Annotated in this window: 24 protein-coding genes and 1 tRNA gene; 7 read left to right on the plus strand and 18 right to left on the minus strand. The window is 64.3% G+C overall.

What is annotated here, in order from left to right; genetic code table 11:
* The 4 genes from PKA57_RS10695 to PKA57_RS10710 all read right to left on the minus strand — a co-directional run.
* The coding region (locus PKA57_RS10695) for a demethoxyubiquinone hydroxylase family protein (RefSeq protein ID WP_324300371.1) at window positions 1–575 on the minus strand (575 nt) is incomplete at its 3' end.
* A 12-nt stretch (window positions 576–587) separates the two neighbouring features.
* Window positions 588–1,118 carry a disulfide bond formation protein B gene (locus tag PKA57_RS10700; RefSeq protein WP_324300373.1) on the minus strand — a complete coding sequence of 177 codons (531 nt, stop codon included), beginning with the start codon at window positions 1,116–1,118 and terminating at the stop codon, window positions 588–590.
* A gap of 56 nt (window positions 1,119–1,174) precedes the next feature.
* Window positions 1,175–2,905 carry a YbaL family putative K(+) efflux transporter gene (gene ybaL, locus PKA57_RS10705; protein ID WP_324300375.1) on the minus strand — a complete coding sequence of 577 codons (1,731 nt, stop codon included), beginning with the start codon at window positions 2,903–2,905 and terminating at the stop codon, window positions 1,175–1,177.
* Window positions 2,906–3,065: 160 nt separating this feature from the next.
* Window positions 3,066–3,647: a YqaA family protein gene (locus PKA57_RS10710; protein ID WP_324300376.1), complete on the minus strand. Its 582-nt coding sequence runs from the start codon at window positions 3,645–3,647 to the stop codon at window positions 3,066–3,068.
* Between the two features lie 157 nt (window positions 3,648–3,804).
* On the opposite strand from PKA57_RS10710, the gene PKA57_RS10715 reads away from it, so the two are divergent.
* Window positions 3,805–3,890, plus strand: a tRNA-Leu gene (locus PKA57_RS10715).
* 29 nt (window positions 3,891–3,919) lie between these two features.
* Here the strand turns inward: PKA57_RS10715 and PKA57_RS10720 are convergent.
* The 3 genes from PKA57_RS10720 to PKA57_RS10730 form a co-directional block, all read right to left on the minus strand.
* Window positions 3,920–4,738, minus strand: a complete 819-nt coding sequence (locus PKA57_RS10720; RefSeq protein WP_324300377.1) for a sulfotransferase domain-containing protein — start codon at window positions 4,736–4,738, stop codon at window positions 3,920–3,922.
* A 226-nt stretch (window positions 4,739–4,964) separates the two neighbouring features.
* Window positions 4,965–5,462, minus strand: a complete 498-nt coding sequence (locus PKA57_RS10725; protein WP_324300379.1) for a GNAT family N-acetyltransferase — start codon at window positions 5,460–5,462, stop codon at window positions 4,965–4,967.
* Between the two features lie 33 nt (window positions 5,463–5,495).
* Complete coding sequence (locus tag PKA57_RS10730) at window positions 5,496–6,200, minus strand: TetR/AcrR family transcriptional regulator (protein WP_324300381.1); 705 nt, start codon at window positions 6,198–6,200, stop codon at window positions 5,496–5,498.
* Window positions 6,201–6,303: 103 nt separating this feature from the next.
* On the opposite strand from PKA57_RS10730, the gene PKA57_RS10735 reads away from it, so the two are divergent.
* From PKA57_RS10735 to PKA57_RS10745, 3 genes are all read left to right on the plus strand, one after another.
* On the plus strand, window positions 6,304–7,095 hold the full coding sequence (locus PKA57_RS10735) for a Coq4 family protein (RefSeq protein WP_324300383.1): 792 nt from the start codon (window positions 6,304–6,306) through the stop codon (window positions 7,093–7,095).
* A gap of 147 nt (window positions 7,096–7,242) precedes the next feature.
* Window positions 7,243–7,596: a Spx/MgsR family RNA polymerase-binding regulatory protein gene (locus PKA57_RS10740; protein WP_324300385.1), complete on the plus strand. Its 354-nt coding sequence runs from the start codon at window positions 7,243–7,245 to the stop codon at window positions 7,594–7,596.
* Window positions 7,593–8,171 carry a GNAT family protein gene (locus tag PKA57_RS10745; RefSeq protein WP_324300387.1) on the plus strand — a complete coding sequence of 193 codons (579 nt, stop codon included), beginning with the start codon at window positions 7,593–7,595 and terminating at the stop codon, window positions 8,169–8,171. The genes PKA57_RS10740 and PKA57_RS10745 overlap by 4 nt, the downstream gene beginning before the upstream one ends.
* Here the strand turns inward: PKA57_RS10745 and PKA57_RS10750 are convergent.
* Window positions 8,164–8,418: a sulfurtransferase TusA family protein gene (locus PKA57_RS10750; protein WP_324300450.1), complete on the minus strand. Its 255-nt coding sequence runs from the start codon at window positions 8,416–8,418 to the stop codon at window positions 8,164–8,166. The two genes, PKA57_RS10745 and PKA57_RS10750, sit on opposite strands and share 8 nt — an antisense overlap.
* 234 nt (window positions 8,419–8,652) lie before the next feature.
* On the opposite strand from PKA57_RS10750, the gene PKA57_RS10755 reads away from it, so the two are divergent.
* Complete coding sequence (locus PKA57_RS10755; protein WP_324300389.1) at window positions 8,653–10,452, plus strand: long-chain-acyl-CoA synthetase; 1,800 nt, start codon at window positions 8,653–8,655, stop codon at window positions 10,450–10,452.
* A gap of 72 nt (window positions 10,453–10,524) precedes the next feature.
* Here PKA57_RS10755 and PKA57_RS10760 read toward each other — a convergent pair whose 3' ends face one another.
* The 3 genes from PKA57_RS10760 to PKA57_RS10770 are packed head-to-tail and all read right to left on the minus strand — an operon-like array spanning window position 10,525 to window position 13,633.
* Complete coding sequence (locus PKA57_RS10760) at window positions 10,525–11,742, minus strand: LLM class flavin-dependent oxidoreductase (RefSeq protein WP_324300391.1); 1,218 nt, start codon at window positions 11,740–11,742, stop codon at window positions 10,525–10,527.
* 54 nt (window positions 11,743–11,796) lie between these two features.
* The gene (locus PKA57_RS10765; protein WP_324300392.1) at window positions 11,797–12,987 is read right to left on the minus strand and encodes an LLM class flavin-dependent oxidoreductase; all 1,191 of its coding nucleotides are present in this window, start codon (window positions 12,985–12,987) and stop codon (window positions 11,797–11,799) included.
* Window positions 12,988–13,024: 37 nt separating this feature from the next.
* Window positions 13,025–13,633 (minus strand): TetR/AcrR family transcriptional regulator, encoded by a 609-nt coding sequence (locus tag PKA57_RS10770; RefSeq protein ID WP_324300394.1) that lies wholly within the window; start codon window positions 13,631–13,633, stop codon window positions 13,025–13,027.
* A 289-nt stretch (window positions 13,634–13,922) separates the two neighbouring features.
* Between PKA57_RS10770 and PKA57_RS10775 the strand changes: the two genes are divergently transcribed.
* Window positions 13,923–14,726 (plus strand): SDR family oxidoreductase, encoded by an 804-nt coding sequence (locus tag PKA57_RS10775; RefSeq protein WP_324300396.1) that lies wholly within the window; start codon window positions 13,923–13,925, stop codon window positions 14,724–14,726.
* 108 nt (window positions 14,727–14,834) lie between these two features.
* On the opposite strand, the gene PKA57_RS10780 is transcribed toward PKA57_RS10775, so the two are convergent.
* From PKA57_RS10780 to PKA57_RS10810, 7 genes are all read right to left on the minus strand, one after another.
* Window positions 14,835–15,257 carry a hypothetical protein gene (locus PKA57_RS10780; protein ID WP_324300398.1) on the minus strand — a complete coding sequence of 141 codons (423 nt, stop codon included), beginning with the start codon at window positions 15,255–15,257 and terminating at the stop codon, window positions 14,835–14,837.
* Between the two features lie 143 nt (window positions 15,258–15,400).
* Entirely contained in the window at window positions 15,401–16,333 is a 933-nt protein-coding gene (locus tag PKA57_RS10785; protein ID WP_324300400.1) for a glutathione S-transferase, read from the minus strand.
* A gap of 8 nt (window positions 16,334–16,341) precedes the next feature.
* The gene (locus tag PKA57_RS10790) at window positions 16,342–17,127 is read right to left on the minus strand and encodes a glutathione S-transferase family protein (RefSeq protein WP_324300402.1); all 786 of its coding nucleotides are present in this window, start codon (window positions 17,125–17,127) and stop codon (window positions 16,342–16,344) included.
* Between the two features lie 101 nt (window positions 17,128–17,228).
* Window positions 17,229–18,203 (minus strand): MBL fold metallo-hydrolase, encoded by a 975-nt coding sequence (locus tag PKA57_RS10795; protein WP_324300404.1) that lies wholly within the window; start codon window positions 18,201–18,203, stop codon window positions 17,229–17,231.
* A gap of 10 nt (window positions 18,204–18,213) precedes the next feature.
* A complete protein-coding gene (locus PKA57_RS10800; RefSeq protein ID WP_324300406.1) occupies window positions 18,214–19,065 on the minus strand; it encodes an SDR family oxidoreductase in 852 nt (283 codons plus the stop codon).
* Window positions 19,058–19,624 (minus strand): carboxymuconolactone decarboxylase family protein, encoded by a 567-nt coding sequence (locus tag PKA57_RS10805; RefSeq protein ID WP_324300408.1) that lies wholly within the window; start codon window positions 19,622–19,624, stop codon window positions 19,058–19,060. Before PKA57_RS10805 ends, PKA57_RS10800 begins: the two co-directional genes overlap by 8 nt.
* 3 nt (window positions 19,625–19,627) lie before the next feature.
* Window positions 19,628–20,179: a carboxymuconolactone decarboxylase family protein gene (locus PKA57_RS10810; protein WP_324300410.1), complete on the minus strand. Its 552-nt coding sequence runs from the start codon at window positions 20,177–20,179 to the stop codon at window positions 19,628–19,630.
* A gap of 195 nt (window positions 20,180–20,374) precedes the next feature.
* On the opposite strand from PKA57_RS10810, the gene PKA57_RS10815 reads away from it, so the two are divergent.
* The gene (locus PKA57_RS10815; protein ID WP_324300413.1) at window positions 20,375–21,943 is read left to right on the plus strand and encodes a fatty acid--CoA ligase; all 1,569 of its coding nucleotides are present in this window, start codon (window positions 20,375–20,377) and stop codon (window positions 21,941–21,943) included.
* Window positions 21,944–21,995: the final 52 nt, after the last annotated feature.

Below are 21,995 nucleotides of genomic sequence, written 5' to 3' on the forward strand. Positions count from 1 at the left end.
GACAGCCTGATGGCGATGCGGCAGCCCGTGCGTATGAGGCTCGACAGCAGGGGATAGGCGGGCGCTTCCTTGGCGCCCTTGGCGATCGCCTCGTCGCGGTGCTGCACTTCCTCGAGACGGAAGCGTTCGATCGTTTCGCGGAGCGGCGCTTCCTCATCGCCCATGGCCTCGAGCTTGCGCACCTGGCCCGCATAATGCTCGTCGATGACATCCTCGACCGCCTCGGTGCAGGCATGGGCCGCCTTCTCGCCCATGAGCGCGGTAGCGGCGCCGAGCGCGAAGCCCGCGACATGCCAGATCGGCGCGAAGGCCGTCGGCCGCACGCGGCGCTCGTTCACGAGATCGTTGAAGCGGGCGAGGTGAAGCTCCTCATCCTTCGACATGCGCGTCAGCGCCTCGACAGTCTCCTGCTTGCCGGGCAGATATTTGAAGACGGCGAGCTGGCCCGCATAGATGCGGACGGCGCCATATTCGCCCGCGTGATCGACGCGCAGGATCTCCTCCACCGTGCTGTTGCGCGGGCGGCCGGGCTGGGCGGAAACGGGGCGGGGCGATTTGCGGGGTTGTCTCGGCATGGTCGGGTCGCCTCATTCCAGGCCGCGCGCATCGCGCCTGAAGCGGATGACGGGAAGGGAGGAAAGCGCGAAAAGCGCGAGCGACAGAAGGAAATTGAACCCGGCAAGCGAGATGCCGAAAAGCGTCCAGGGCGCCTTGTCGCATTGAGGGGTTCTCATGCCTGACTGAAGCTCCGCCTGAAGAGTTTCGAGCGAGTTCGAGACGAGGCCGCCGCCCGTGCAGCTCGAGGGGCCCGCCCACCACTTGTACTCGACGCCCGCGTGATAGCCGGAAATCCCGGCATTGATGGCGAAGGCGGCCGCGCAGAGCGCGAGAAGGACGACCGGGCCGATGCCGAGATTGGCCTCGCGCGACAGGAGCCCGGCGAACAGCGCTGCCGGAATGGCGAAGTAATAGGGCATGCGCTCGATCAGGCAGAGGTGGCAGGGCGCGTAGCCGAGCACGTACTGAAAGAAATAGGCGCCACCAAGCGTGGCGACGCTTGCGGCAAGGACGATCCAGGGGATCGAGAGAGGCGAGATCCGGTCCAGCATGGGCGGCATTCAATCATGCCTCGCGCCGAAGGACGAGAGGCTTGTCGCCGCACGGGGCGGGGGCATCAGGCCGTGTGCGGGGCTATGACCGCCCCCTTCATGTCGTCGCTGGCGCCATTGCCCAGGGCATGTTCGATCATGCCGCGCGCGATCTCGCGTTCGCCCATGATGATGAGGTTTGCGCCGTGCTGGCGCAGATAGTCGATCTCGGCGTCGGAATAGGCGCGGGCGATGATTTCGAGCGAGGGGTTCAGCTTCCGCGCCTGCTGGACGGCCTGCCCCGCCTCGAAGGCGTTGGAGATGGCGACGAAGAGCCAGCGCGCGGCGGGAAGATTGGCCGCAGCGATAACGCTGGCGCTTGCGGCATTGCCCTTGATGACCGCGTAATCCTGCTCGCGCAGTTTCGCGACGATGTCCTCCGCCGTTTCGATGACGAGCACGGGCACGCCCGCTTGCTGGAGCCTCTTGCCGAGAAGGCTGCCGACCTGGCCGAAGCCGATGACGACGGCATGATCGCGAAGCGTCGTTGGCGGAATGTCCTCTTCGTTTTTCACTTCGAGCTTGTCGGCAAGGTCGGGGTAACCGAGCTTTTCAAGCCAGGGCTTGAGGCGGTCGAGCGCCATGAAGAAGAGCGGGTTGGCGACGATCGAGAGCAGGGCGCCCGCGAGAATGAGGTCGCGCCCGCGCGCCGGAAGAAGTTCGAGGCTGACGCCGAGCGTCGCGAGGATGAAGGAGAACTCGCCGATCTGGGCGAGGCTTGCCGAAATGGTGAGCGCGGTCGAGGTAGGGTGGCCGAAGGCGCGAACGATGATGAAGGCCGCGGCGGATTTGCCCAGAACGATGATGAGCAGCGTCGCGAGCACGGTCAGCGGTTCGTTGAGCACTGTCCTCGGATCGAACAGCATGCCGACGGACACGAAGAAGAGGACGGCGAAGGCGTCGCGCAGCGGCAGCGTTTCCTCCGCGGCGCGCTGGCTGAGCGGAGATTCGCTCAGCACCATGCCCGCGAAGAAGGCGCCGAGCGCGAAGGAGACGCCGAAAAGCACGGCCGCGCCATAGGCGACGCCGAGCGCGATGACGAGCACGGCCAGCCGGAAAAGTTCGCGCGAGCCGGAATGGGCGATGAAATGCAGAATCCAGGGAATGATCTTTCGCCCGACGACGAGCATCAGCGCCACGAAAGCGGCGACCTTGCCCAGCGTGATGACGAGGGTCTTGGTCACGCCCCATGCGTCGATACTGGCGCCCTCCGCGCCGCTGCCCGCCGCATGGAGGATGCCGGCAAGGGCCGGCAGCAGCACCAGCGTCAGCACCATGGCGAGGTCCTCGACGATCAGCCAGCCGATGGCGATGCGGCCACGCTCCGTGTCGACGAGGCGGCGCTCCTGCATCGCGCGAAGCAGCACCACTGTACTGGCGGTGGAGAGCGCGAGGCCGAAGACAATGCCGGAGCCGATGGACCAGTCGAGGGACCATGCCAGCGCCATGCCGAGGAGGGTCGCGGCGGCGATCTGGGCGAGCGCGCCGGGGATGGCGATGCCCTTTACGGAGAGGAGATCCTTCAGCGAGAAATGCAGCCCGACGCCGAACATCAGCAGGATGACGCCGATTTCCGCCAGTTCATGCGCGAGCGCGCGGTCGGCGACGAAGCCCGGTGTGAACGGCCCGGCAAGTACACCCGCCAGCAGGTAACCGACCAGGGGCGAAACGCGGAAACGATTGGCGATCGCGCCGAAGATGAACGCGAGCACGAGGCCGCCGACGATGGTGGTTATGAGGGGGGTGTTATGAAGCATGCGCCTCCCTGTAGCGTCTGGCGGTTCCGTATGTTGTGTAGACTTATAATGTGGCCGATAGGGAGAGGTACAGGCGAGAAAAATAATGGAAAACCCGCGCTGCCGCGGGAAGGGTGGCGCGAAATTGTGTCGCGGTGTGTCGCTTCTTCGCGGGCGGGCGCTAGATGACGTAACGGGCGACGACGAAGCCCGCAACGATCAGCAAGGCGAAGGCCGCGGAGACGAGGCCGAGGTGCTTTTCGATGAAGAGCTTTATGGGCTCGCCGAAGCGGTTGAGGATGCCCGCGACGAGGAAGAAGCGCGCGCCCCGCGTGATAAGTGACAGCACGATGAACCAGAAGAGGCTGTAGCCCGCGAAACCCGAGGCGATGGTCACGAGCTTGTAGGGGATGGGCGTCGCGCCCTTGATGAGGATGATCCAGGCTCCCCATTCGGCATAGAGCGCGCGGAACTCCTCCAGCTTGTCCTCATAGCCGTAAATGGAAATGAGCCAGTGGCCCAGCGTGTCATAGAGGAGGGCGCCGATCGCATAGCCGAGAAGCGCGCCGGCGACCGATGCGATCGTGCAGACGGTGGCGTAGAACCACGCGCGCTCGGGCCGGGCGACGGTCATCGGCACCAGCATCACGTCCGGCGGCACCGGAAAGAAGGAGCTTTCGGCGAAGGAAACAGCAGCGAGTGCCCAATGGGCATGCTTGTGCCCCGATAGGCGGATCGTCCAGTCGTAGAGGCCGCGCAGCATGACATCGTCCCGGTTGGAGCCGCACCGGGTTTAGCAGGCTCCGGCGGGGCGTGTCCATCTCGCGCCGGTTGGGGGCGGCCGGGGCGGGCCCGGCCCCGTGCTCACATTTTGTTTGATCGGCAGAAACCGCCGACTATCATGCGCGCTCCCTAAGGGGGCCCCTGTGGCGGAATGGTAGACGCGGCAGACTCAAAATCTGTTGCCTTCACGGGCGTGCTGGTTCGAGTCCGGCCAGGGGCACCAATTCAAGGTCTTGCCGCAATCCGGCAGCTTCAGTTCAGATAGCCGAGTTCGCGCATCAGCGGCGCCCAGCGCTGCTCGACCTTGCGGGCGACCGGGGCGGGCAGTTCCTTTCGCCATCCGCCGGATGTCGCCTTGCGGACGAAGGGGATGTCGCGCCGCTTTCTCAGCGCAGGGTCGCTGTCGGCCTCCCGCGCCTCGATGGCGCGCATCCTGTCGGCGGCCGATGCCTCGATCGCGCCGGCGATCATTTCGTCCGTGAAAGGAATGCCGAGAAAGCGGGCGGCCTGTGCGAGCCGCGCATGCGGATTGGCCAGCAGGTCCTCATAGCGCAGCATGAGGAAGGATTTGCTCGCGCGCCGCGCGCCAAGCCAGCTTCCGACATTTTCCGCCCAGGAACCGGCACTTCGTGCCGGTACGTTGCCCTCAAGGAAAATTTCGGCGAATTCGGCGATCGTCATGTCGTCGGCGATGTCTTCCTGCTTCCGGCTGTAGTGGAAATAGGACACGAGAACGTCGCGCGGATCGCGGCAGAGATAGAGAACGCGGCGATAATCGGGTCTGAAAACCTCGTGGCTCTTCAGGTAGCGCGAGCGAGAACCGTTCGAGAAATTGCCCCTGTTCAGCCGGTAGATGTCCGGGATCAGATCGTTGACGGTGCGGAAATCGGCAGCCTCGGCCGGCCGGAGAAGATTTGCGAGGCAGAACCTCATCCAGGTGTTCCCGGATTTCGGATAGGAGCAGATCCAGACGTCGTCCTCCGCCGCCCATAGCGGCACAGCCGGATCGCGCCGTGCTTTCTTGATGTTGAGCTTCGGCGGCAGCAGTCGAATTTTTACATGATAATCCATATCGCCCGTGAAGGTCAGTTGTCCGGTAATTTCGAGATACGTTCTAGATAACCGCACTCCGGCGCTGATGCCCGCAAAAAAATGTGATTACGCGGGTAAATAATGGCTCTGCGTTCATGCGGACGCGAAATTCGCCTTTATTCAAGGTCTTTCTCTACATTCCTTGAATGCAGAAAATCTGACTCAAAATGTACTCACCATAATTGCCGTGTGAGCAGTTCTTCTGTCAGTCTTCGATGATGAGCTGCATCATGACGAGGTCGAGCCAGCGGCCGAATTTGCGGCCCACTTCCGGCATGCGCGCCGTTTCCCTGAAGCCGAAGCGGGCGTGAAGGGCGAGCGAGACTTCATTCCCTGCTTCGATGGCGGCGACGATGACGTGGCGGCCTTCCGACCGCGCCGCTTCGATGAGCGATGCGAGCAGCATGGCGCCGATGCCCCTGCCGCGCCGGTCGGCGCGCACATAAACCGAATTCTCGACGGTGTGGCGGTAGCCTTCATGCGGCCGGAAGGGGCCATAGGTCGCGTAGCCGAGAATTTCGTCGCCGTCCGTTGCGACGAGCACCGGAAATCCCGCTACGCGCCGCTCCATGAACCAGTCGCGGCGGTTGTCGAAATCGGCCTCCTCGTCGATCCAGATGGCGGTCGTGTGTCTCACCGCGTCGTTGTAGATCGAGAGAATGGCAGGAATATCCTCGATGGTCGCGCTACGGACGGAGACCATGAGACGCCTTTCTGAAAGGCCTGTGGCGGGGGGTCAGGCCTTCAATTTGCGCGGCACCCCCGCATGTTCGCTCAGAAGATCGGCGAACCAGCGGCGAAAGCGCAGCACGCCTTCCTGATCGAGGCCCGCTTCCTCGGCAAGCTGGCGTCCGATGATCGCGTCGCCGAAGGCGGCGCTCGCCGTCAGCATGGCGATGAACAGCGTGTCCTCGCGATCGGGCGCGGACGCGCCTGCCTTCGTCGCGTATCTCTCCCGGCCCGCATGAAGCTCGCGCGCGATATCGGTCATCATGGAGCGCGACGTGCCCTGATCGACGATGCGGCCCGTGAGCATCATCCAGGAGAGAAGGCGCGCCGTGCCACGATCGCTCAGCGCCTGAAACACATTCTCGATGAGTTCGGCAGCTTCGAGTTCGCTGCCGGACTTGCCCTTCAGGGCCGCCATCAGCTTGTCGCGCAATTGCTCGGACGTTCTGGCGATCAGCGCACGGACGAGGCCCTCGCGGCTTTCGAAGTGATGGAGGATCGCCGGGTGCGATATGCCGACATCGCGCGCTATGTCCTGGAGCCTGATCCCTTCCGGGCCCTGCGTCGCCAGCCTGACTTCAGCGGCGTCGAGGATGAGGCGCCTCGCCTCCTCGGCCGAGCGCCGGACACGCTTGGCGGCGGGCTTCGATCCGGCCGGCGCGTTCGCGGTGGCATGAAGAGGGGGTGTGCCCGGCTTCGTTGCAGTCGTCACTATGCGATACCTCCCGGACGGATATTGACAGCAATGTCAGTATAATCCATATTTTCTGAAGACGGAATTCTGCTTTGGGTATTCTATCAGGAGAGGCCAAGCGATGACGACGATCTCCGACATTTCCACTAAGGGCGGTTCGAGGCCGGTGCGCAAGCGTATCGAGCCGCTGAAGGCGATCAGGGCCATTCGCGCGCTCATCGCCGACAAGGAGGATACGGGCCAGGTCTTCAGGATCATCGACGCTCTGTCCGGCGGGTCGGACGAGCGCATGTTTGGCCGCTTCATCGCCAACGAAACAGGCCAGCGCATCGTCGGTGAGAAGCGCTCCCTCCTCGCGACGCTCAGCGATCGCGAGCGGCTGTCGCGGCTTCCCGAGGGCACGCTCGGGCGCATCTATCACGAATTCATGGCGTCCGAGAACCTGACGGCGGACGGGCTTGTGGAGGCCAGCGCGGAAGCGCCGCGGCGCTATGGCGAGATGCCCGAGGCCGCCACGATCTTCCGCGACCGGATGCGCGACTCGCACGACCTCTGGCATGTGACGACGGGCTATGGCCGCGACGGGCTCGGCGAGCTTTGCCTGCTTGCCTTCACCTATGCGCAGACGCGCAATCGCGGCATCGGCTTCATCGTGCTTGTGGGTGCCCGCGTCGCGAGCAAGCAGGCGCCGGGTCTCGGCATCTGGCGCGCGGTCCGCGAGGGCTATCGCCTCGGCAAGGCCGCGCAGTGGCTGCCGCTCGCCGATTGGGAGACGCTGCTCTCCCTGCCGCTCGCCGATGTGCGGGCAAGGCTCGGCATCGCCGCACCCGTCATCTACCAGCGCATCGAGCCGGTCACCTCCGCCGCCGAAAAGACCAAGATGACCGGCCAGGGCATGAAGACGGCCGCCTGAGCGCGCCTCCTTGCCTGAAGGGCGGCCACGGGATTTCCGGCCCCTCCCTCATTGCTGATATGCTGCCTCCATGCGCCCCGGCGGATCTTCGCGATCCGCCGCGGGTGCCTTGGCGTATTTGCAGTCGATGAAGGTTGAGAGGCAGGATTGATTACCGTCTATGGATTGAAGAATTGCGATACGTGCCGCAAGGCGCTCGCCTGGCTCCAGCAGGAGAAGATCGCATATCGTTTCGTCGATCTCAGGGCCGACGGCATCGCGCGGGCCGACATTGCGCGCTTCGCAAAGGCCGTGGGCATCGAAAAGCTTCTCAACAAGGCGAGCACGACCTGGCGCGGGCTTGCCGACGACGAAAAGAGCCTGCCCGACGAAGCCGCCGCCATCGCTCTCATGGAAAAGCATCCGGCACTCATCAAGCGGCCGGTGTTCGACATGGGAAAGACCGTCATCGCGGGTTTCCGCGACGCGGAAAAGGCGGCGGTCCGGGCGGCGAAGGCATGATCTTGCGCAAGCGCGCCCCCACTCATCGCGGGATCGCGCTGCCGATCGAGACGCCGCGTCTCGTGCTCCGAGATTTCAGGGCGGGCGACGTCGAAGACGTGCATGCCTATGCGTCGCGCGAGGATGTGGCGCGCTACATGATCTGGGGTCCGAACACGCCTACGCAGAGCCGCGAGGCGGTCGAGGGGTTTCTGGAGGATCAGCGCCGGCGGCCGCGCATCGCCTATGATCTCGCCATCACGCTGAAGGGTGGTGGCGAGGTTGTGGGCGGCGCCGGGCTCTCCATCGTCGACCGGGCGAACAGGCTCGGCGATCTCGGCTATGTTCTGCACCCGGATTTCTGGGGCTTCGGCATTGCCGCCGAGGCGGCGCGCGCGCTTCTTGATGCGGGTTTCCGCGAGCTCGGCCTTCGGCGCATCGTTGCCAGTTGCGATCAGCGCAACAAGGCGTCGGCCCGGGTGATGGAGAGGATCGGCATGCGCCGGGAGGGCGCGTTCCGGCAATCGAAATTCATCCAGGGCGACTGGCGCGACGAATATCTCTACGCCATCCTCGCCGAGGAATTTCTCAGCTAGACGTTTCGCGAAGCTCCGCGGCCCTGCGGATCAGGAATTCGATCCAGCTTCCCCTGTCGCGGGTTTCCAGAAGCTCATGGCCGCTCTCGGCGCAGAAATGGGGCAGGTCGACGCGCGAAACGGGGTCGGTCGTGAAGACGCGAAGCAGCGTGCCGGGCTCCAGATTGGCAAGGCGCTTCTTCGTCCGCAGCACGGGCAGGGGACAGTTCTGGCCCATGACGTCGAGAATGAGTTCCGGCTCGGTCATTTCCTGCATTGGGCGGCTGTCCTGCTTCTGGTCCGTTTCGCTTTCGAGCGTGAGCGAGGCATCTTCGGGGGCGGGATCATGGCCCCAAAAGAGCCCCCTGTCATCCCGTGGGGGCAAGCGTAACGACAAGGCTTTCCTTGCGTCACCTTGACCTCGCGGAGCCTCCGCAGGCATAAACGCAAGTCGAATGCGCGTTCTCTCTCGAGAGCCGCATCAGGGGGGAAGGAGATCGCGATGGGCTTTTTCAGACGAATCCGCAATGAGATCATCTATCTGCGGGCGGCGCTCCGCACGCTCGGCCGATTGAGCGCCATCTACAAGACGCCCAATCGCACCTTCGCCGATACGATCGAGGATCTCGCGAAATCGAAGCCCAGAAACGTCGCGATCTATTTCGAGAACCGGAAGATCACCTATCGCGAACTCGACGAGGCGGCCAACCGCTATGCGCGCTGGGCGCAGGCGCAAGGCATCGGCAAGGGCGATGTTGTCGCGCTGATGATGGAGAACCGGCCGGAATATCTGATCGCCTGGATCGGTATCATCAAGATCGGCGCGTCGGCGGCGCTCATCAACACCAATCTCGTCAAGGGGCCGCTCGCGCATAGTCTCAACATTTCGGGCGCGCAGCATCTCGTTCTCGGTGCCGAACTTGCGGACGCGTATGCGACGGCGACCGAGGGGCTCGAGCGCCCGCTCACCGTCTGGGCGACCGGCGGCGCGGTGCAGGGCATGCAGAACCTCGATGCCGCCCTCGCGCAGCAATCGGGCGAGCCGCTGCCGGCCGACACGCGCAATGGGCTCACGCTCAACGACAACGCGCTCTTCATCTATACGAGCGGCACGACGGGCAATCCCAAGGCGGCGCGGCTGCCACATGCGCGCGTGCTGACCATGATGACCGGCTTCTCGGCCGGGGCGAACGCGACGGAGAAGGACCGGATGTATATCGCGCTGCCGCTCTATCACTCGGCGGGCGGCGTCTGCGCGGTCGGCACCACGCTCACGGTCGGCGGCTCCGTCATCATCCGGCGCAAATTCTCGGCGCGCGAGTTCTTCGCCGATTGCGCGAAATACGAGGCGACGCTCTTCCAGTATATCGGCGAGCTTTGCCGCTATCTTCTCAACACGGAGAAGCAGCCGCGCGAGCGCAAGCACAAGATCAGGCTCGCCATCGGCAACGGGTTGCGCCCGGAAATCTGGCCAGCCTTCCAGAAGCGTTTCCGCATCCCGCGCGTTCTAGAGTTCTACGGCGCGACGGAAGGCAATGTCGCGCTCATGAACTATGACGGCACGGTGGGCTCCGTGGGGCGCATTCCGGGCTGGGCGAAGAAGCGCTTCAATGTCGAGCTGGTGCGTTTCGATCTCGAAAGCGAAACGGTGGTGCGCGGCGCGGATGGTTTCTGCATCAAATGCGCGCCGGGCGAGGCAGGCGAGGCGATCGGCAAGATCTCCGACGATCCCGACACGCCGACCGGGCGCTTCGACGGATATGCCAAGAAGGAAGAGACGGAAAAGAAGATCCTTCGCGACGTCTTCGAGAAGGGCGATGCGTGGTTCCGCACCGGCGATCTGCTGCGTCAGGACAAGCTCGGCTATTTCTATTTCGTCGATCGCATCGGCGATACCTTCCGCTGGAAGGGCGAGAACGTGTCCACGGCCGAAGTCACGGAAGCGATCTCGGTCTTCCCCGGTATCAAGGAAGCGAATGTCTATGGCGTGCAGGTTCCGGGCACGGACGGCCGCGCGGGCATGGCCTCGATCGTCGCCGACGGCTCGCTCGATCTCGACAAGCTGCGCGGTCATATCGAGAAGGAACTTCCCGAATATGCGCGCCCGCTCTTCATTCGCGTGAGCCCCGAGATCGAGGTCACGGGCACGTTCAAGCATCGCAAGGTCGAGCTTGTGCGCGAGGGTTTCGATGTGAAGCGGGTGAGCGATCCGATCTATTTCAACTCGCCCGTGGACCGGAAGTTCGTGCCACTCGACGAGGCGCTTCACGACAAGATCTGTTCCGGCGAATTCAGGCTCTGATCGCCACTGAGAAAACAGGAAGGGCGGCCTTGCGGGCCGCCCTTTTCGTATCTTCGCAGGCCTGAAGCGGCGTTACTCCGCGGCGCCGGACTTCTTGTCGAGACCCATGGCGGCGAGGATTTCGGGACGGATGTTCTCCGTGCCCTTCTTCTCGACATGCTGGGCGACGCGGGCGCCGACCGCCATCATGGCCTGGCCCATGAAACTTTCGCGATTGTCCTTCGCCCAGTTCAGCGAGACCTCGCGATTGTCGTTGAGGTTCTGGAACTTCGGGAACACATAGCGCGCCATCAGCTCGTAGGAACGCCTGGTGTTCTCCCAGTTCGCCCAGTTGTGGGCGAGCTGCATGAAGCAGCCGAAGCCGCCCGACTGCTTCTGAAGCCGCTCGATCTGGGCGATGGCATCGTCAGGCGTGCCGACAACGGCCATGCCGGAGGCGATAAGCGCATCGACGGGATCGGAGCCGTCGGTCGGCGCGAGCGGCAGGGCCGCCACTTCGCGGAAGTAGTAGAGCCACTTGTCGAGGCCGAAGCGCACGTTCTCGCGCGCCTTCTCGCGCGTCTCGGCGATATGCACCGGGCCGACCAGGCGCCAGCCGGAGCGGTCGACCGTCTTGCCGTTGTCTTTCGCTGTGTCCTCGCAGATCGCCCAGTTGGTCGCGAGCGCGTTGAAGCCGCCGGCCGAGGTCGCGCCGATGGAGAGGAGGCTGAGCCCGTGGCGGCCGGCCGCCGTCGCGCCCGTGGGCGAGACCTGGCTTGCGACCGCGATCTCGACGCTCGGCCGCGACCAGGGCGTCATTTGCAGGCGGGCATTGTTGAGCTCGAACCAGTCGGTCTTCATCGTCACCGTCTCGCCGCGGAGCAGCGGCACGATGGCGTCGAGCGCCTCGTCCATCATGTCGCGCTGCTTCTGGACGTTGATGCCCATCATGATCGCGTCGGAGGGCAGCGAGCCGGGGCCCACGCCCAGCATGACGCGGCCGCGCGTGATGTGATCGAGCTGGTTGATGCGGTCGGCGAGCATCAGCGGGTGATGATAGGGGAGCGAGGAGACGCCCGTGCCGAGCTTGATGTTGCGCGTGCGCTCGGCGACCGTGGCGATGAAGAGTTCGGGGCTCGCGATGAGTTCGTAGCCCGCCGAATGGTGCTCACCGATCCAGGCTTCGTCATAGCCGAGCTGGTCCATCCACTGCACAAGCTCGATGTCGCGCTCGAGGGCGAGGGTCGGGTTTTCGTCGAGCGGGTGGAAGGGCGCAATGAAGGCGCCGAAGCGCAATTTCTGTCCGAGCATTTTGTCTTGTCTCCGGTTCTCTCGTTTCGATTTCGGGGTTTCGATTTCGGGGTGTCAGTCGGCGGCCTGCGTGCCCTTGGCTTTCGCCTTGGCTTCTTCTTCCGCCTGATGCTTGGCGATGGTCTGCAAGGCGGCGTTCATGGCGGCGCCGATGAACTCGCCAGAATTCTCCGTCGCCCATTTCAGCGATGCCTCGCGCGCCTCGTTGGCGCGGTGGAATTTCGGCTTCACATGACGGGCGAATAACTCGTAGGAGCGTTTCGTGTTCTCGAAATTCGCCCAGTTGTGGGCGAGCATGAGGAAGGCGCCGAAGCCCGGTATCTTCTGTTGCAGCCGCTCGAGCTGGGCGATGGCGTCCTCAGGCGTGCCGACCACGGCCTGACCGGATTCGATCATGGCGTCGAGGGGGTCCTTGCCCTCCTGCGTGTCGAGGCCCATCGGGTTGATCGAGCCGAAATAGTGCCGCCATTTGTCGAAGCCGTAGCGCACCTGGGCGCGGGCCTCCTCGCGCGTTTCGGCGAGATGCATGGGACCGACGAGGCGAAGCCGCGCGGGGTCCATGACGCGGCCGTTTTCGGCGGCCGTCTTCTGCGCCACGTCCCAGTTGATGCCGAGCGCGTCATAGCCCGCCGTGTTCGTGGCCGCGACGCAGAGCATGCCGAGCCCGTGGCGTCCGGCGAGCTTGCCGCCCGATGGCGTGACCGAGCTTGCGACCGCAACTTCCGGGTGCGGCGTCGAGAAGGGGCGAAGCTGGAGCCGCGCGTTCTGGAGCTTGAACCATTCCGTCTCGGCGCTGACCGTCTCGCCCTTGAAGAGACGCAGGATCACTTCCAGCGCCTCGACCATGCGGTCGCGCTGCTTGGCGACCTCGATGCCGAGCATGAAGGCGTCCGAGGGCAGAAGGCCGGGGCCGACGCCGAACATGACGCGTCCGCGCGTCTGATGATCGAGCTGGATGATCCGGTTCGCCGCCATGAGGGGGTTGTGATAGGGCAGCGAGACGACGCCCGTGCCGAGCTTGATGCGCTCGGTACGCTCGGCTGCGGCGGCGATGAAAAGCTCGGGGCTGGCGATGATCTCGTAGCCCGCCGAGTGGTGCTCGCCGATCCAGGCTTCCTCATAGCCCTGCTTGTCGAGCCATTCGACGAGTTCGAGATCGCGGCGGATCGCCAGTGTCGGGTCTTCATCGACAGGGTGAAACGGGGCCAGAAATATGCCGCTTCTGAGCTTGCCTTCGGTGGTCATGTGAGTGCCTTCCTGTTTCGTTCGGATTTTTTCCTCGTCAGGCTTTCTTCTTGAGCCCGTTGAGTGTGATGTCGATGATCTGGCGGCTCGCAAGTTCCGCCTCCGCCTCGGGATGCTCCGCCCACCAGGCGCTGATGGCGCTCCAGGTCGAAACGATCGCCATGGCGGCGAGTTCCGGCGCGATGCCGGGGCGCAGCTCGCCCCGCTCCTGCCCACGCCTCACGATCGCGCTGACGAGATCGACGATGCTCTCGTTGACGGCGGCGGCGGTGGCAAGCAGCGTCGGCTGATCGAGGAAGTCGCGCAGCATCTTCTGCATGACGGGGCCGTTGGTCTCCCAGGCTTCCTCGAAGGCGGAGAGAATGAGGCTCAACTGGTCTTGTGTATCGCCTTCATGGCCGGCAAGGCGCTCGGCGAGCGATTGCGTGATCTCGTCGTTGAATTCCTTGATCAGCGCCGCCTTGTTCTCGAAATGCAGGAAGAAGGTCGCCTTGGCGACGCCGGCGCCCGCGCAGATGTCCTCGATGGTGACGCCGTCATAGCCGCGCATCGAAAAGAGCTCCATCGCCGTGCGATAGATTTCGCGCCGCGTGCGCTCCTTCTTGCGGGCGCGCCTGGTTCCGCCGCCCGGGCCTGCCTCGTCCACTTCCTTGAGGTCGCTAATGATGCTCTCCCATTGCCAAATCCGGCGCCCATGAAAATAGACCGAAGTCCACTTATCTCCAACAGTTTTGCGCCGGGCCGAAACCCCTGAAGGGAAGGTCCGCGCCGTCCCTCTCCGGGTCCGCTGGATCATCCCAACCCAAGCCCACGCAACGGAAAATGCCGTTGCCGGTCCTAGGGGATGTACCCTAAGAGAGAGTTCATAGGGAGCAAGGCAAAAATCGGGGCCGCGAGGCCCGGCCAAAGAAACAGCCGGAAAAAGGAGAGAAACGATGGGACGTGTGAGCGGAAAGATTGCGCTGATCACCGGAGCCGGTAGCGGCATCGGCCGGGGGGCGGCGCTGGCGCTGGCGGCCGAGGGCGCGAAGATCGTGGCGAGCGATGTCGACGACAAGGGGCTTGCCGAAACCGCCGATCTCATTGCCAAGGCGGGCGGCGCGGTTTCGACCTACCATCAGGATGTGACCAGCGAAGCGCGCTGGGCCGAGATCATCGAGGACATCAAGAAGACGGAAGGCGCGCTGCATGTTCTCGTCAACAATGCGGGCATCGGCATCGGCGCCGACATCTTCCAGATGTCCTATGAGGATTGGCGCCGCCAGATGGCGATCAATGTCGATGGCGTCTTCTTCGGCGTGAAGCATGCCATTCCGCTCATTGCGGCGTCGGGCGGCGGATCGGTCATCAATATTTCGTCCGTGGCCGGACTTCAGGGCGCGCCGGGGCTTGCCGGCTATTGCGCGACAAAGGGCGCGGTGCGGCTCTTCACGAAAGCGGTCGCGCTCGAATGCGCGCAGGCCAAGATGAATGTGCGCGTGAACTCGGTTCATCCCGGCATCATCGATACGGCGATCTGGCAGAAGATTCCGCAGGGTGGCGTTGGTGCCATGCGTTCGGAACTCATCCCGGCCGGCGCGAATGCGATCGATCCCAACATGATCGCCGCGACCACGCCGCTCGGCTATGCGGGACTTCCGGCGGACATCGCAGCGGGCATCGTTTTCCTCGCCTCCGACGAGTCGCGCTACATGACCGGCTCCGAACTCGTTATCGATGGCGGCATCACGGCGCGCTGACGCGCCTTGTGATGTTGGCATGACGGCGCGCCGACGCGCGCCTGGTGGGCAAAAAGAAGGCGGAGGTCATTTCGAAACCTCCGCCTTTGTTGCCTCACAAGCCGGAAATCAGTTTTCGACCCGCCAGCTTCCATCGGCCTTCTGGCAGGCCGTGCCATAGGCATCCTCATAGTGGCCGCCGACGCGCACGGTGGTGCGGTATTCGCGGCAATATTGCCCCGACGGCGATTGATAGACCGGAGAGGTGGGCGTCGCTTCCAGCGGCGCGCCATAATCGTAATAGGCCGGGCCGTAATAAGCCGGCGGCGCCCGGTAGACGACCGGCGGCGGTGCATAAACCACGGGTGGCGGCGCGTAATAATAGGGGTTGTAGTAAGGGCCGTAATAGCCGCCCCAGACCGGCGCGGCGAAGATCGGAAAGCCGAGGCCGATCCCGATGCTCACGCGTCCATGGGCGGATGCGGGCGTCGCGGCCGCGCCCATGGCGAAGATGCCGAGCGCCGCTGCCGCGGCGATGGAGGCGGCCCTCATCCTTCTTCCTGCATGTCCGATGATCGACATGGTCCGTCTCCTCGATTGCGAAAGAATTCCTCCGCCAAATATACGTCCGCGGCGGCGTTTCCGGTCCCTCCGCGAACATTAAATTTGAAGATTCGCCCGCGCGGTTACGGCCGTCACGCCTTCATCACGAGGAAGCCTGCGCGCGGGAAATGCACAACGACTTCTCCGACGCGCGGGTCGGCCCGCCTGATCGCGATGTGCTGCGCGGAGGAGGAGACGAGTTCACCCATAATCGGGTCGCGGCCGTAATCGTCCGCCATGACGCTCACGCGGTCGCCGGGCTTCAATCCGTTGGGCTCGCCCGTGTCCGCGCGCGGCTCTTCGGTTGAGGTCGCGGCTCTCGCGATGTCGAGCGCCGCTTCCCGCGCGATCTCGTGGCGCGTGCCATGGCCGATCGCCGCTACGCGGGCTTCCCATTCGGCGACGCGCGGCCAGGCGGCGATGAGTTTCGCGCCTGCGGGCGATGTCCAGCGGATGAAGGCGAGGTTGTAGAAGACGCTGGCGTCGGCGAGGCCCGCTCGTTCTCCCATGAGGAAGGCGCGGCCATCCGCAAGCTGATCGTCGATCCAGCCGAGTTGCGCGCGGAACTGCTCCGCCATGAGGGGCGCTGCCTGCTTCATGGCGGCGATGTCGAAGGGGCGGCCCGTCAGCTTCTCGCGATCCTTGATGAAGGCTTCGTCGGCAAGCGCCGTGCCGCCGCCGAAGATGATGGCGACCGCCGCCTGAAAGAAGACGCGGTCGGTCCACATTGCCGTGCCCCAGCCGAGACCCTTGTCGCCGCCGACGAAGATCGAGGGCGAGGGGAAGCGGCGCTCAAGCTCGCGAATGATGATCTGCGTGGCGCAATAGATGTCGGCGCCGATCTGCATCACGGGGATCTTGCGATAGCCGCCGGTGAGCGCCACGAGTTCCGGCTTCGGCATGATCACGGGCTCGTCGCAGGCATACCATTCGAGCTTCTTCAGCCCGAGCACGACGCGCACCTTCTCCGAGAAGGGCGACACATCGTATTGATGAAGGATGATCGAATTCGCATCGGCGGCCATGGCGTCCCTCACTCGAAATCGGCGCTGAAGCGGATGTTGTTCTTTTCGAGCCCCTTCAGCACGACCTCGATGCCGCCCGACTTGATCATCCATTCGAGGCGATGGTCGCGATATTCGCGCTTGAAAAGCCCTTGCTCCAGAATATTGGCGACGACCTCCATGCCGGCGATCGAAGCGGCAGCCTCCTTCAGCGTCAGCGCGACGCTCTTGCGCGCCTTCGCGCGGGCGAACCAGCGGCCGAGAGCCGAGCCCTCGTCCGGCGCATTGCCGAAGCCGGCCGAAGTGTTGACGAAGGGCGCGACAGCAAGATCGCCCCAGCCGAAGGACGCGCCGTTGAACCAGTCGCGCGCTCCGAGTTGCCTTGCAAGCCAGGCTTGCAGTCTTTCCGTCTGCTCGGCGGCGCGCTCGCGCAGCGTCTCGCCCAGTTTGCCCTCGGCGCGGCGGAACCAGCCGATCTCGCCAAGACCCCAGTTGATCGCCTCGTAATGCGTGTCGCAGACATCCTCGATCATGCGGATGCGGGCCCGTCCGGCGGGCGTTTCGGGCAGCAGAGCGGGGGCCGGCCATTTGTCCTCGATATATTCGAGGATGATGGTCGAATCGAAGATGCGCGTCTCGCCGTCGATGAGCACCGGCACCTCGGCGCGCGGATTGGCCTCGGCGAATTCGCCGGAGGCGCCGCCCGCGCCGATGCCGCCCGGCATCTTCGCCTCGAAGGGCGCACCCTTCTCGCGCAGGGCTATCTTCACCTTCTGCGCATAGGGCGAAAGCGGATGTTCGTAGAGCGTCAGCATGAAAGCCTCCCCAATTTCCGGATGGGCGCGATCATCCGGAGTTCACCGCGGCCTGTCCATGCGCTGCCGGGCGGGGCTCGATCACGCCTTCGTGATGCGCGTCAGAGGCGGCCCTTCGCCTTGGCGATGGCGGCCATCTGCCCGAAGAGCGAGGCCGCGTCATTGGGCGTCTCGTCGCCCGAGAATTCCTTGTAGAGCGTCGCGACATTGACGACGATGCGCTCGCCGTCGCCCCAGCTATCGTAATCCGACATGTCGATGTCGAGAGCGGCATCGAGCGGCGAGAGGCCCGCATCGTAGCGCTTCCTGGCCTCGTCGCGCACATAGACGAGATAGTCGCGCACGGCCTTGACGCCCTTCTTGTCGGTGATGGGGCCGTGGCCGGGCACCACCGTCTCGACATTCATGCCCATGATGCGGTCGCAGGCGGCGATCCAGTTCGCCACCGGGCCTTCCCACATGATCGGGTGGCCTTCGATGAAGAGAATGTCGCCGGTGAAGACGATCCGGTCCTCCGGCACATGGACGAGCGCGTCGCCCGGCGTGTGCGCGGGCCCGACATGCATGATCTTCACCGTTTTCGAGCCGACATGGCGCGTCAGTTCCGTCTCGAAGGTCGTCGTCGGCAGCGTCTGCGTCACGCCCTTGAAGTCGAAGGCACCGAAGCAGCGGGTGATGAAGGTTCCGAGATCGCCAAGCTGCGGCGCCATGTCGAGAAAACCGGCCAGAAGCTGCGGCGGCTCATGCGCCATCGCTTCTTTCGCGAGCTTGTGGGCGATGATCTCGGCGCCTTCGCAGCATTCGTTGCCGTTGCAATGGTCGCCATTGTGATGCGTGTTGACGACGGTTCCGATGCGGGCGGCCGCCCTGGGCTCCGCCTTGCGCATCGCCGCGAGCATCTCGCGCGTCAGCGGCACGTCGAAGAGCGTGTCGACGATGAGCGACTCGCCCTGATCGACAATGAGCCCCGCATTCGACCAGCCCCAGCCGCCATCCGGCTGAAGCCAGGCATAGGCGCCGTTTCCGAGGTCGTGCAAACCCTTCGTGTACTGATAGCGGCCGAGGCCCAATCCCATTTTCCGTTCCTCACGAAATGCCGGTCATGCCGCTGTCGACGGCCATGACCTGCGCGTTCACATAGACGCTCTCATCCGAGATGAAGAAAAGCGCGGCATAAGCGATTTCCCAGCCGGTCGCCTGGCGCCCGAAGGGCGTCGGCGCGCGGCCGCGCGAGGGGCGGCCTCGCGTGGCGAGGCGGCCGAGCGGCGTATCGACAAGGCCGGGGGCGACGATGTTGGCGCGAATACCGCGCCGCGCGCCTTCGAGCGCGACATGGCGCATGAGGCCGCCAAGCGCCGCCTTGGAGGCGTCATAGGCAGGAAGCCGCGAGCCGGCGACGAGGCCGGCGATCGAGGAGATGAAGACGATGGAGGCGCCATCGGCGAGTTTCGGCAGGGCCGCCCTGCAGGTGAGCATCGGTCCGCGCAGATTGATCGCGAGCGTCTTGTCCCAGTCCTCGGGCGTCGCGCCGCCAAGGCCGAGCGCGCCGACGCCGACACCGACATTGAGGACGAGGCCGTCGAGCCCGCCGAGGCGCGTGGCTGCCTCATCCACCATGCGGGCGACATCGCCGGGCTTCGAGATGTCGGCCTCGATCGCCATCGCCGTGCCGCCCTCGGCCGCGATCCGCGCCACCGTTTCTTCCGCTGCGGGAAGGTTCATGTCGGCGACGGCGACAGACGCGCCTTCGCGGGCGAACAGGATCGACATGGCGCGGCCATTGCCGATCGGGTCGGTCGCGGCATCAACCGTGCGCTGGCCGCCGCCGACGACGAGAATCCTGCGGCCCTTGAGCCGGCCGCGGCCCGGCGCCTCTCCTTGCGATTCCGCCGAGGGCGGACGGACATAGCGTTCGGACTGTCTGTCTTCGTCAGCCATTTGCGCCCACTCCCCGCTTGATTTCCTCGAGGCCGCTTCCCTCTATGTCCTGCGCCTCGAGCTCGATCTCGAAGGTTTCGAGATAGCGGCAGACGAGAATGTAGACGCCGACGATGATGACGAGTTCCTGAATTCCCGTATCGCCGAGATGGGCGCGCGCCGCATCGAAAAGCGCCTTGTCGGCCTTCACATGGGCGACGAGATCGTCGGCCAGGGCGAGGGCGGCGTTTTCGGCCTCGCTGAAAATGGCGGAGGGGAGCCTGCCGCCAGCCGCTTCGATGCGCGCCTCGGACATGCCGATCGTGCGCGAGACGCGGATGTGCTGATGCAGCTCATAGGCCGAGCCGCAGAGATGGCCGACGCGCAGGATGACAAGCTCGCGAAGCTCGGCATCGAGAACGCCTTCATTGAGATAGGCATTGATGAGCGATATGAAGGGCACGAAGGAGGCGCCGCTTCCCGCGATCATGCGGAAGATGTTCAGAGGAGGGAGCGTTTCCAGCAGCTTGCGGCTCGCCTCCGGCAGGTTGGCCGGATCGGGATAGGGGATGCGCGCCATCGTTCAGTCCGCCATCCCCGGCAGCTTCACGGTCGGTTCCTTGCCCTTCTCCTCGATATCGACGTCGAATGTCTCGAGGAAGCAGCTCACCATGGTGTAATAGCCGATGGTGACGACAAGCTCCTGAAGCTCCCTGTGGGAGAGTTTCGCGGCCAGCGGGTCGAATGTGGCGTCGGAGGCGCGCGTGTTCTTCACGATGTCGTCGGTGAAGCGCATGACGAGGCGCTCCATCTCGTTGAAGGCGGCGGCTTCCGGCCCCTCATGGATCGCCCTGATCTTTTCTTCCGACATGCCTAGCTGGCGCGAGATGCGCTCGTGCTGGTGGACCTCATAGGTCGAGCCCCGGAGCACGCCGACACGGACGATGGCGATTTCGCGCAGGATGGGATCGAGCTTCGAGAACACCAGAATGGCGTTTCCAAGCTTCACGAAGGCGTCGAGCATGTCGCCCGAATGGCCGAGCATGCGAAAGATGTTGAGCGGCGGAAGCTTCCGGTAGGCCTCCCTGGCGCGGCCCTCGGCCTGCGCGGGATCGAAATACGGAATGCGTGCCATTGCGTGTCTCCCTGGGTCGTTATTCGTTGTTGGCGCCAGTTTGGGGGCGAACTTCCCCAGCGTCCAGCGGGAAGCGGCGGCGCCTTTTCGCACCTGCTTGCCCGTCGGAAATTCGCCGCTAAACTCAGGTCCAATTATGAGGGTGGAAACGCCCCACGGCCGTGAATAAAGCCTTTATCCGGGAGGGGAGATTCGATGTTCGACCGCGAGCAAATCCGTGCTGCCGCCGATATCACGCGCGCGCAGGCCAGGGTCATTCCGAATGACGTCGCGCAGGTTTTCGAGGGGCGCGTCACGACCTATGGCCAGCTCGATGCGCGCTCGAACAGCATCGCTCAGGGCTTCATCGCCGAAGGCTGCAAGCCAGGCGCGCGGGTCGGCTTCATCGGCAAGAATTCCGACCGCTATTTCGAGATGCTGCATGGCGCCTTCAAGGCGAAGGCGGTGGTCGTCGGCGTCAACTGGCGCCTCGCCGCGCCCGAGATCGCCTATGTGCTCAACGACGCCAAGGCCGAGATGGTCTTCGTCGGAGCGGAATTCTACGACATCGTGGCGCAGGTTCTCGCCGAGTGCCCCAGCGTCAAGCGCGTGGTGGCGCTCGATGGCGGCCGCGTCGACTGGATCTCGTTCGACGAGTGGCGCGACAGCTTTCCCGCCACGGACCCGAAGTTCGAGCATCATATCGACGACGATGTCATTCAGCTCTATACGAGCGGGACGACCGGCCACCCGAAAGGCGTGCAGCTCACCAACAGGAACTATCTCTCCGTCTTCGAGGAGGGCGAGACTTCGGGCTGGGCGGACTGGAAGCGTGGCGAGGTCAATCTCGTCTGCATGCCGCTTTTCCATGTCGCGGGCGTCAATATCGGCGTCATCGGCCATGCCCATGGCACGAAGAACATCATTCTCAAGGATGTCGATCCGCAGGCCATCCTCAAGCTCATCGAGGGCGAGAAGATCAACGTCGCCTTCATGGTTCCGGCGGTGATCCTGTTCCTGCTTCAGCAGCCGAACATCAAGACGACCGACGTTTCCTCACTGCGCCAGATCCTTTATGGCGCCTCGCCCATCGCGGAAGACGTGCTGCGCCAGGCGCAGGCGACCTTCAACGCCGATTTCATCCAGCTCTACGGCCTCACCGAAACGACGGGCGGCGCGACCTATCTGCCGCCCGAGGCGCATGACCCGGCAAAGGGCAAGCTGCGCTCCTGCGGCATTCCCTACCCCAACATGCAGATCCGCGTCGTCGACGAGAAGGGCAACGACGTGCCGCAGGGCGACGTCGGCGAGATCGTCATCAAGGGCGGCATGGTGATGAAGGGCTACTGGAACCGGCCCGAGGCGACGGCCGAGGCCGTGAAGGATGGCTGGTTCCATTCCGGCGATGCCGGCTATTTCGACGCGGATGGCTATCTCTACATTCACGACCGCGTGAAGGACATGATCGTTTCGGGCGGCGAGAACATCTATCCCGCCGAGGTCGAGAATGCGCTGTTCGGCCATCCGGCGGTCGCCGACGTCGCCGTCATCGGCGTGCCGGACGAGCGCTGGGGCGAGGCGGTGAAGGCCTGCGTCGTGCTGAAGCCGGGCATGTCGGTGGAGCCGGGCGAGATCATCGCCTTCGCCAAGACGCGCATCGCCTCCTACAAGGTGCCGAAGTCGATCGATTTCATCGAAGCGCTGCCGCGCAACCCCTCGGGCAAGATACTCCGGCGCGAATTGCGCAAGCCCTTCTGGGAAGGCCGCGCGCGCATGGTCAATTGATCGCGTCCCGGAAGATGGACGAGCGGCTCATGGGGCCGCAGCAGGAATTTGA

Source organism: Parvibaculum sp., assembly GCF_035325945.1.
Classification (GTDB): domain Bacteria; phylum Pseudomonadota; class Alphaproteobacteria; order Parvibaculales; family Parvibaculaceae; genus Parvibaculum.

Excerpts from the sequence above, each read along its gene's own strand:
- PKA57_RS10700 (WP_324300373.1), bottom strand. The coding sequence starts at position 1,118 with ATGCCGCCCATGCTGGACCGGATCTCGCCTCTCTCGATCCCCTGGATC.
- ybaL (WP_324300375.1), bottom strand. The coding sequence starts at position 2,905 with ATGCTTCATAACACCCCCCTCATAACCACCATCGTCGGCGGCCTCGTG.
- PKA57_RS10710 (WP_324300376.1), bottom strand. The coding sequence starts at position 3,647 with ATGCTGCGCGGCCTCTACGACTGGACGATCCGCCTATCGGGGCACAAG.
- PKA57_RS10720 (WP_324300377.1), bottom strand. The coding sequence starts at position 4,738 with ATGGATTATCATGTAAAAATTCGACTGCTGCCGCCGAAGCTCAACATC.
- PKA57_RS10725 (WP_324300379.1), bottom strand. The coding sequence starts at position 5,462 with ATGGTCTCCGTCCGTAGCGCGACCATCGAGGATATTCCTGCCATTCTC.
- PKA57_RS10735 (WP_324300383.1), top strand. The coding sequence starts at position 6,304 with ATGACGACGATCTCCGACATTTCCACTAAGGGCGGTTCGAGGCCGGTG.
- PKA57_RS10745 (WP_324300387.1), top strand. The coding sequence starts at position 7,593 with ATGATCTTGCGCAAGCGCGCCCCCACTCATCGCGGGATCGCGCTGCCG.
- PKA57_RS10750 (WP_324300450.1), bottom strand. The coding sequence starts at position 8,418 with ATGACCGAGCCGGAACTCATTCTCGACGTCATGGGCCAGAACTGTCCC.
- PKA57_RS10755 (WP_324300389.1), top strand. The coding sequence starts at position 8,653 with ATGGGCTTTTTCAGACGAATCCGCAATGAGATCATCTATCTGCGGGCG.
- PKA57_RS10760 (WP_324300391.1), bottom strand. The coding sequence starts at position 11,742 with ATGCTCGGACAGAAATTGCGCTTCGGCGCCTTCATTGCGCCCTTCCAC.
- PKA57_RS10765 (WP_324300392.1), bottom strand. The coding sequence starts at position 12,987 with ATGACCACCGAAGGCAAGCTCAGAAGCGGCATATTTCTGGCCCCGTTT.
- PKA57_RS10775 (WP_324300396.1), top strand. The coding sequence starts at position 13,923 with ATGGGACGTGTGAGCGGAAAGATTGCGCTGATCACCGGAGCCGGTAGC.
- PKA57_RS10780 (WP_324300398.1), bottom strand. The coding sequence starts at position 15,257 with ATGAGGGCCGCCTCCATCGCCGCGGCAGCGGCGCTCGGCATCTTCGCC.
- PKA57_RS10785 (WP_324300400.1), bottom strand. The coding sequence starts at position 16,333 with ATGGCCGCCGATGCGAATTCGATCATCCTTCATCAATACGATGTGTCG.
- PKA57_RS10790 (WP_324300402.1), bottom strand. The coding sequence starts at position 17,127 with ATGCTGACGCTCTACGAACATCCGCTTTCGCCCTATGCGCAGAAGGTG.
- PKA57_RS10795 (WP_324300404.1), bottom strand. The coding sequence starts at position 18,203 with ATGGGATTGGGCCTCGGCCGCTATCAGTACACGAAGGGTTTGCACGAC.
- PKA57_RS10800 (WP_324300406.1), bottom strand. The coding sequence starts at position 19,065 with ATGGCTGACGAAGACAGACAGTCCGAACGCTATGTCCGTCCGCCCTCG.
- PKA57_RS10805 (WP_324300408.1), bottom strand. The coding sequence starts at position 19,624 with ATGGCGCGCATCCCCTATCCCGATCCGGCCAACCTGCCGGAGGCGAGC.
- PKA57_RS10810 (WP_324300410.1), bottom strand. The coding sequence starts at position 20,179 with ATGGCACGCATTCCGTATTTCGATCCCGCGCAGGCCGAGGGCCGCGCC.
- PKA57_RS10815 (WP_324300413.1), top strand. The coding sequence starts at position 20,375 with ATGTTCGACCGCGAGCAAATCCGTGCTGCCGCCGATATCACGCGCGCG.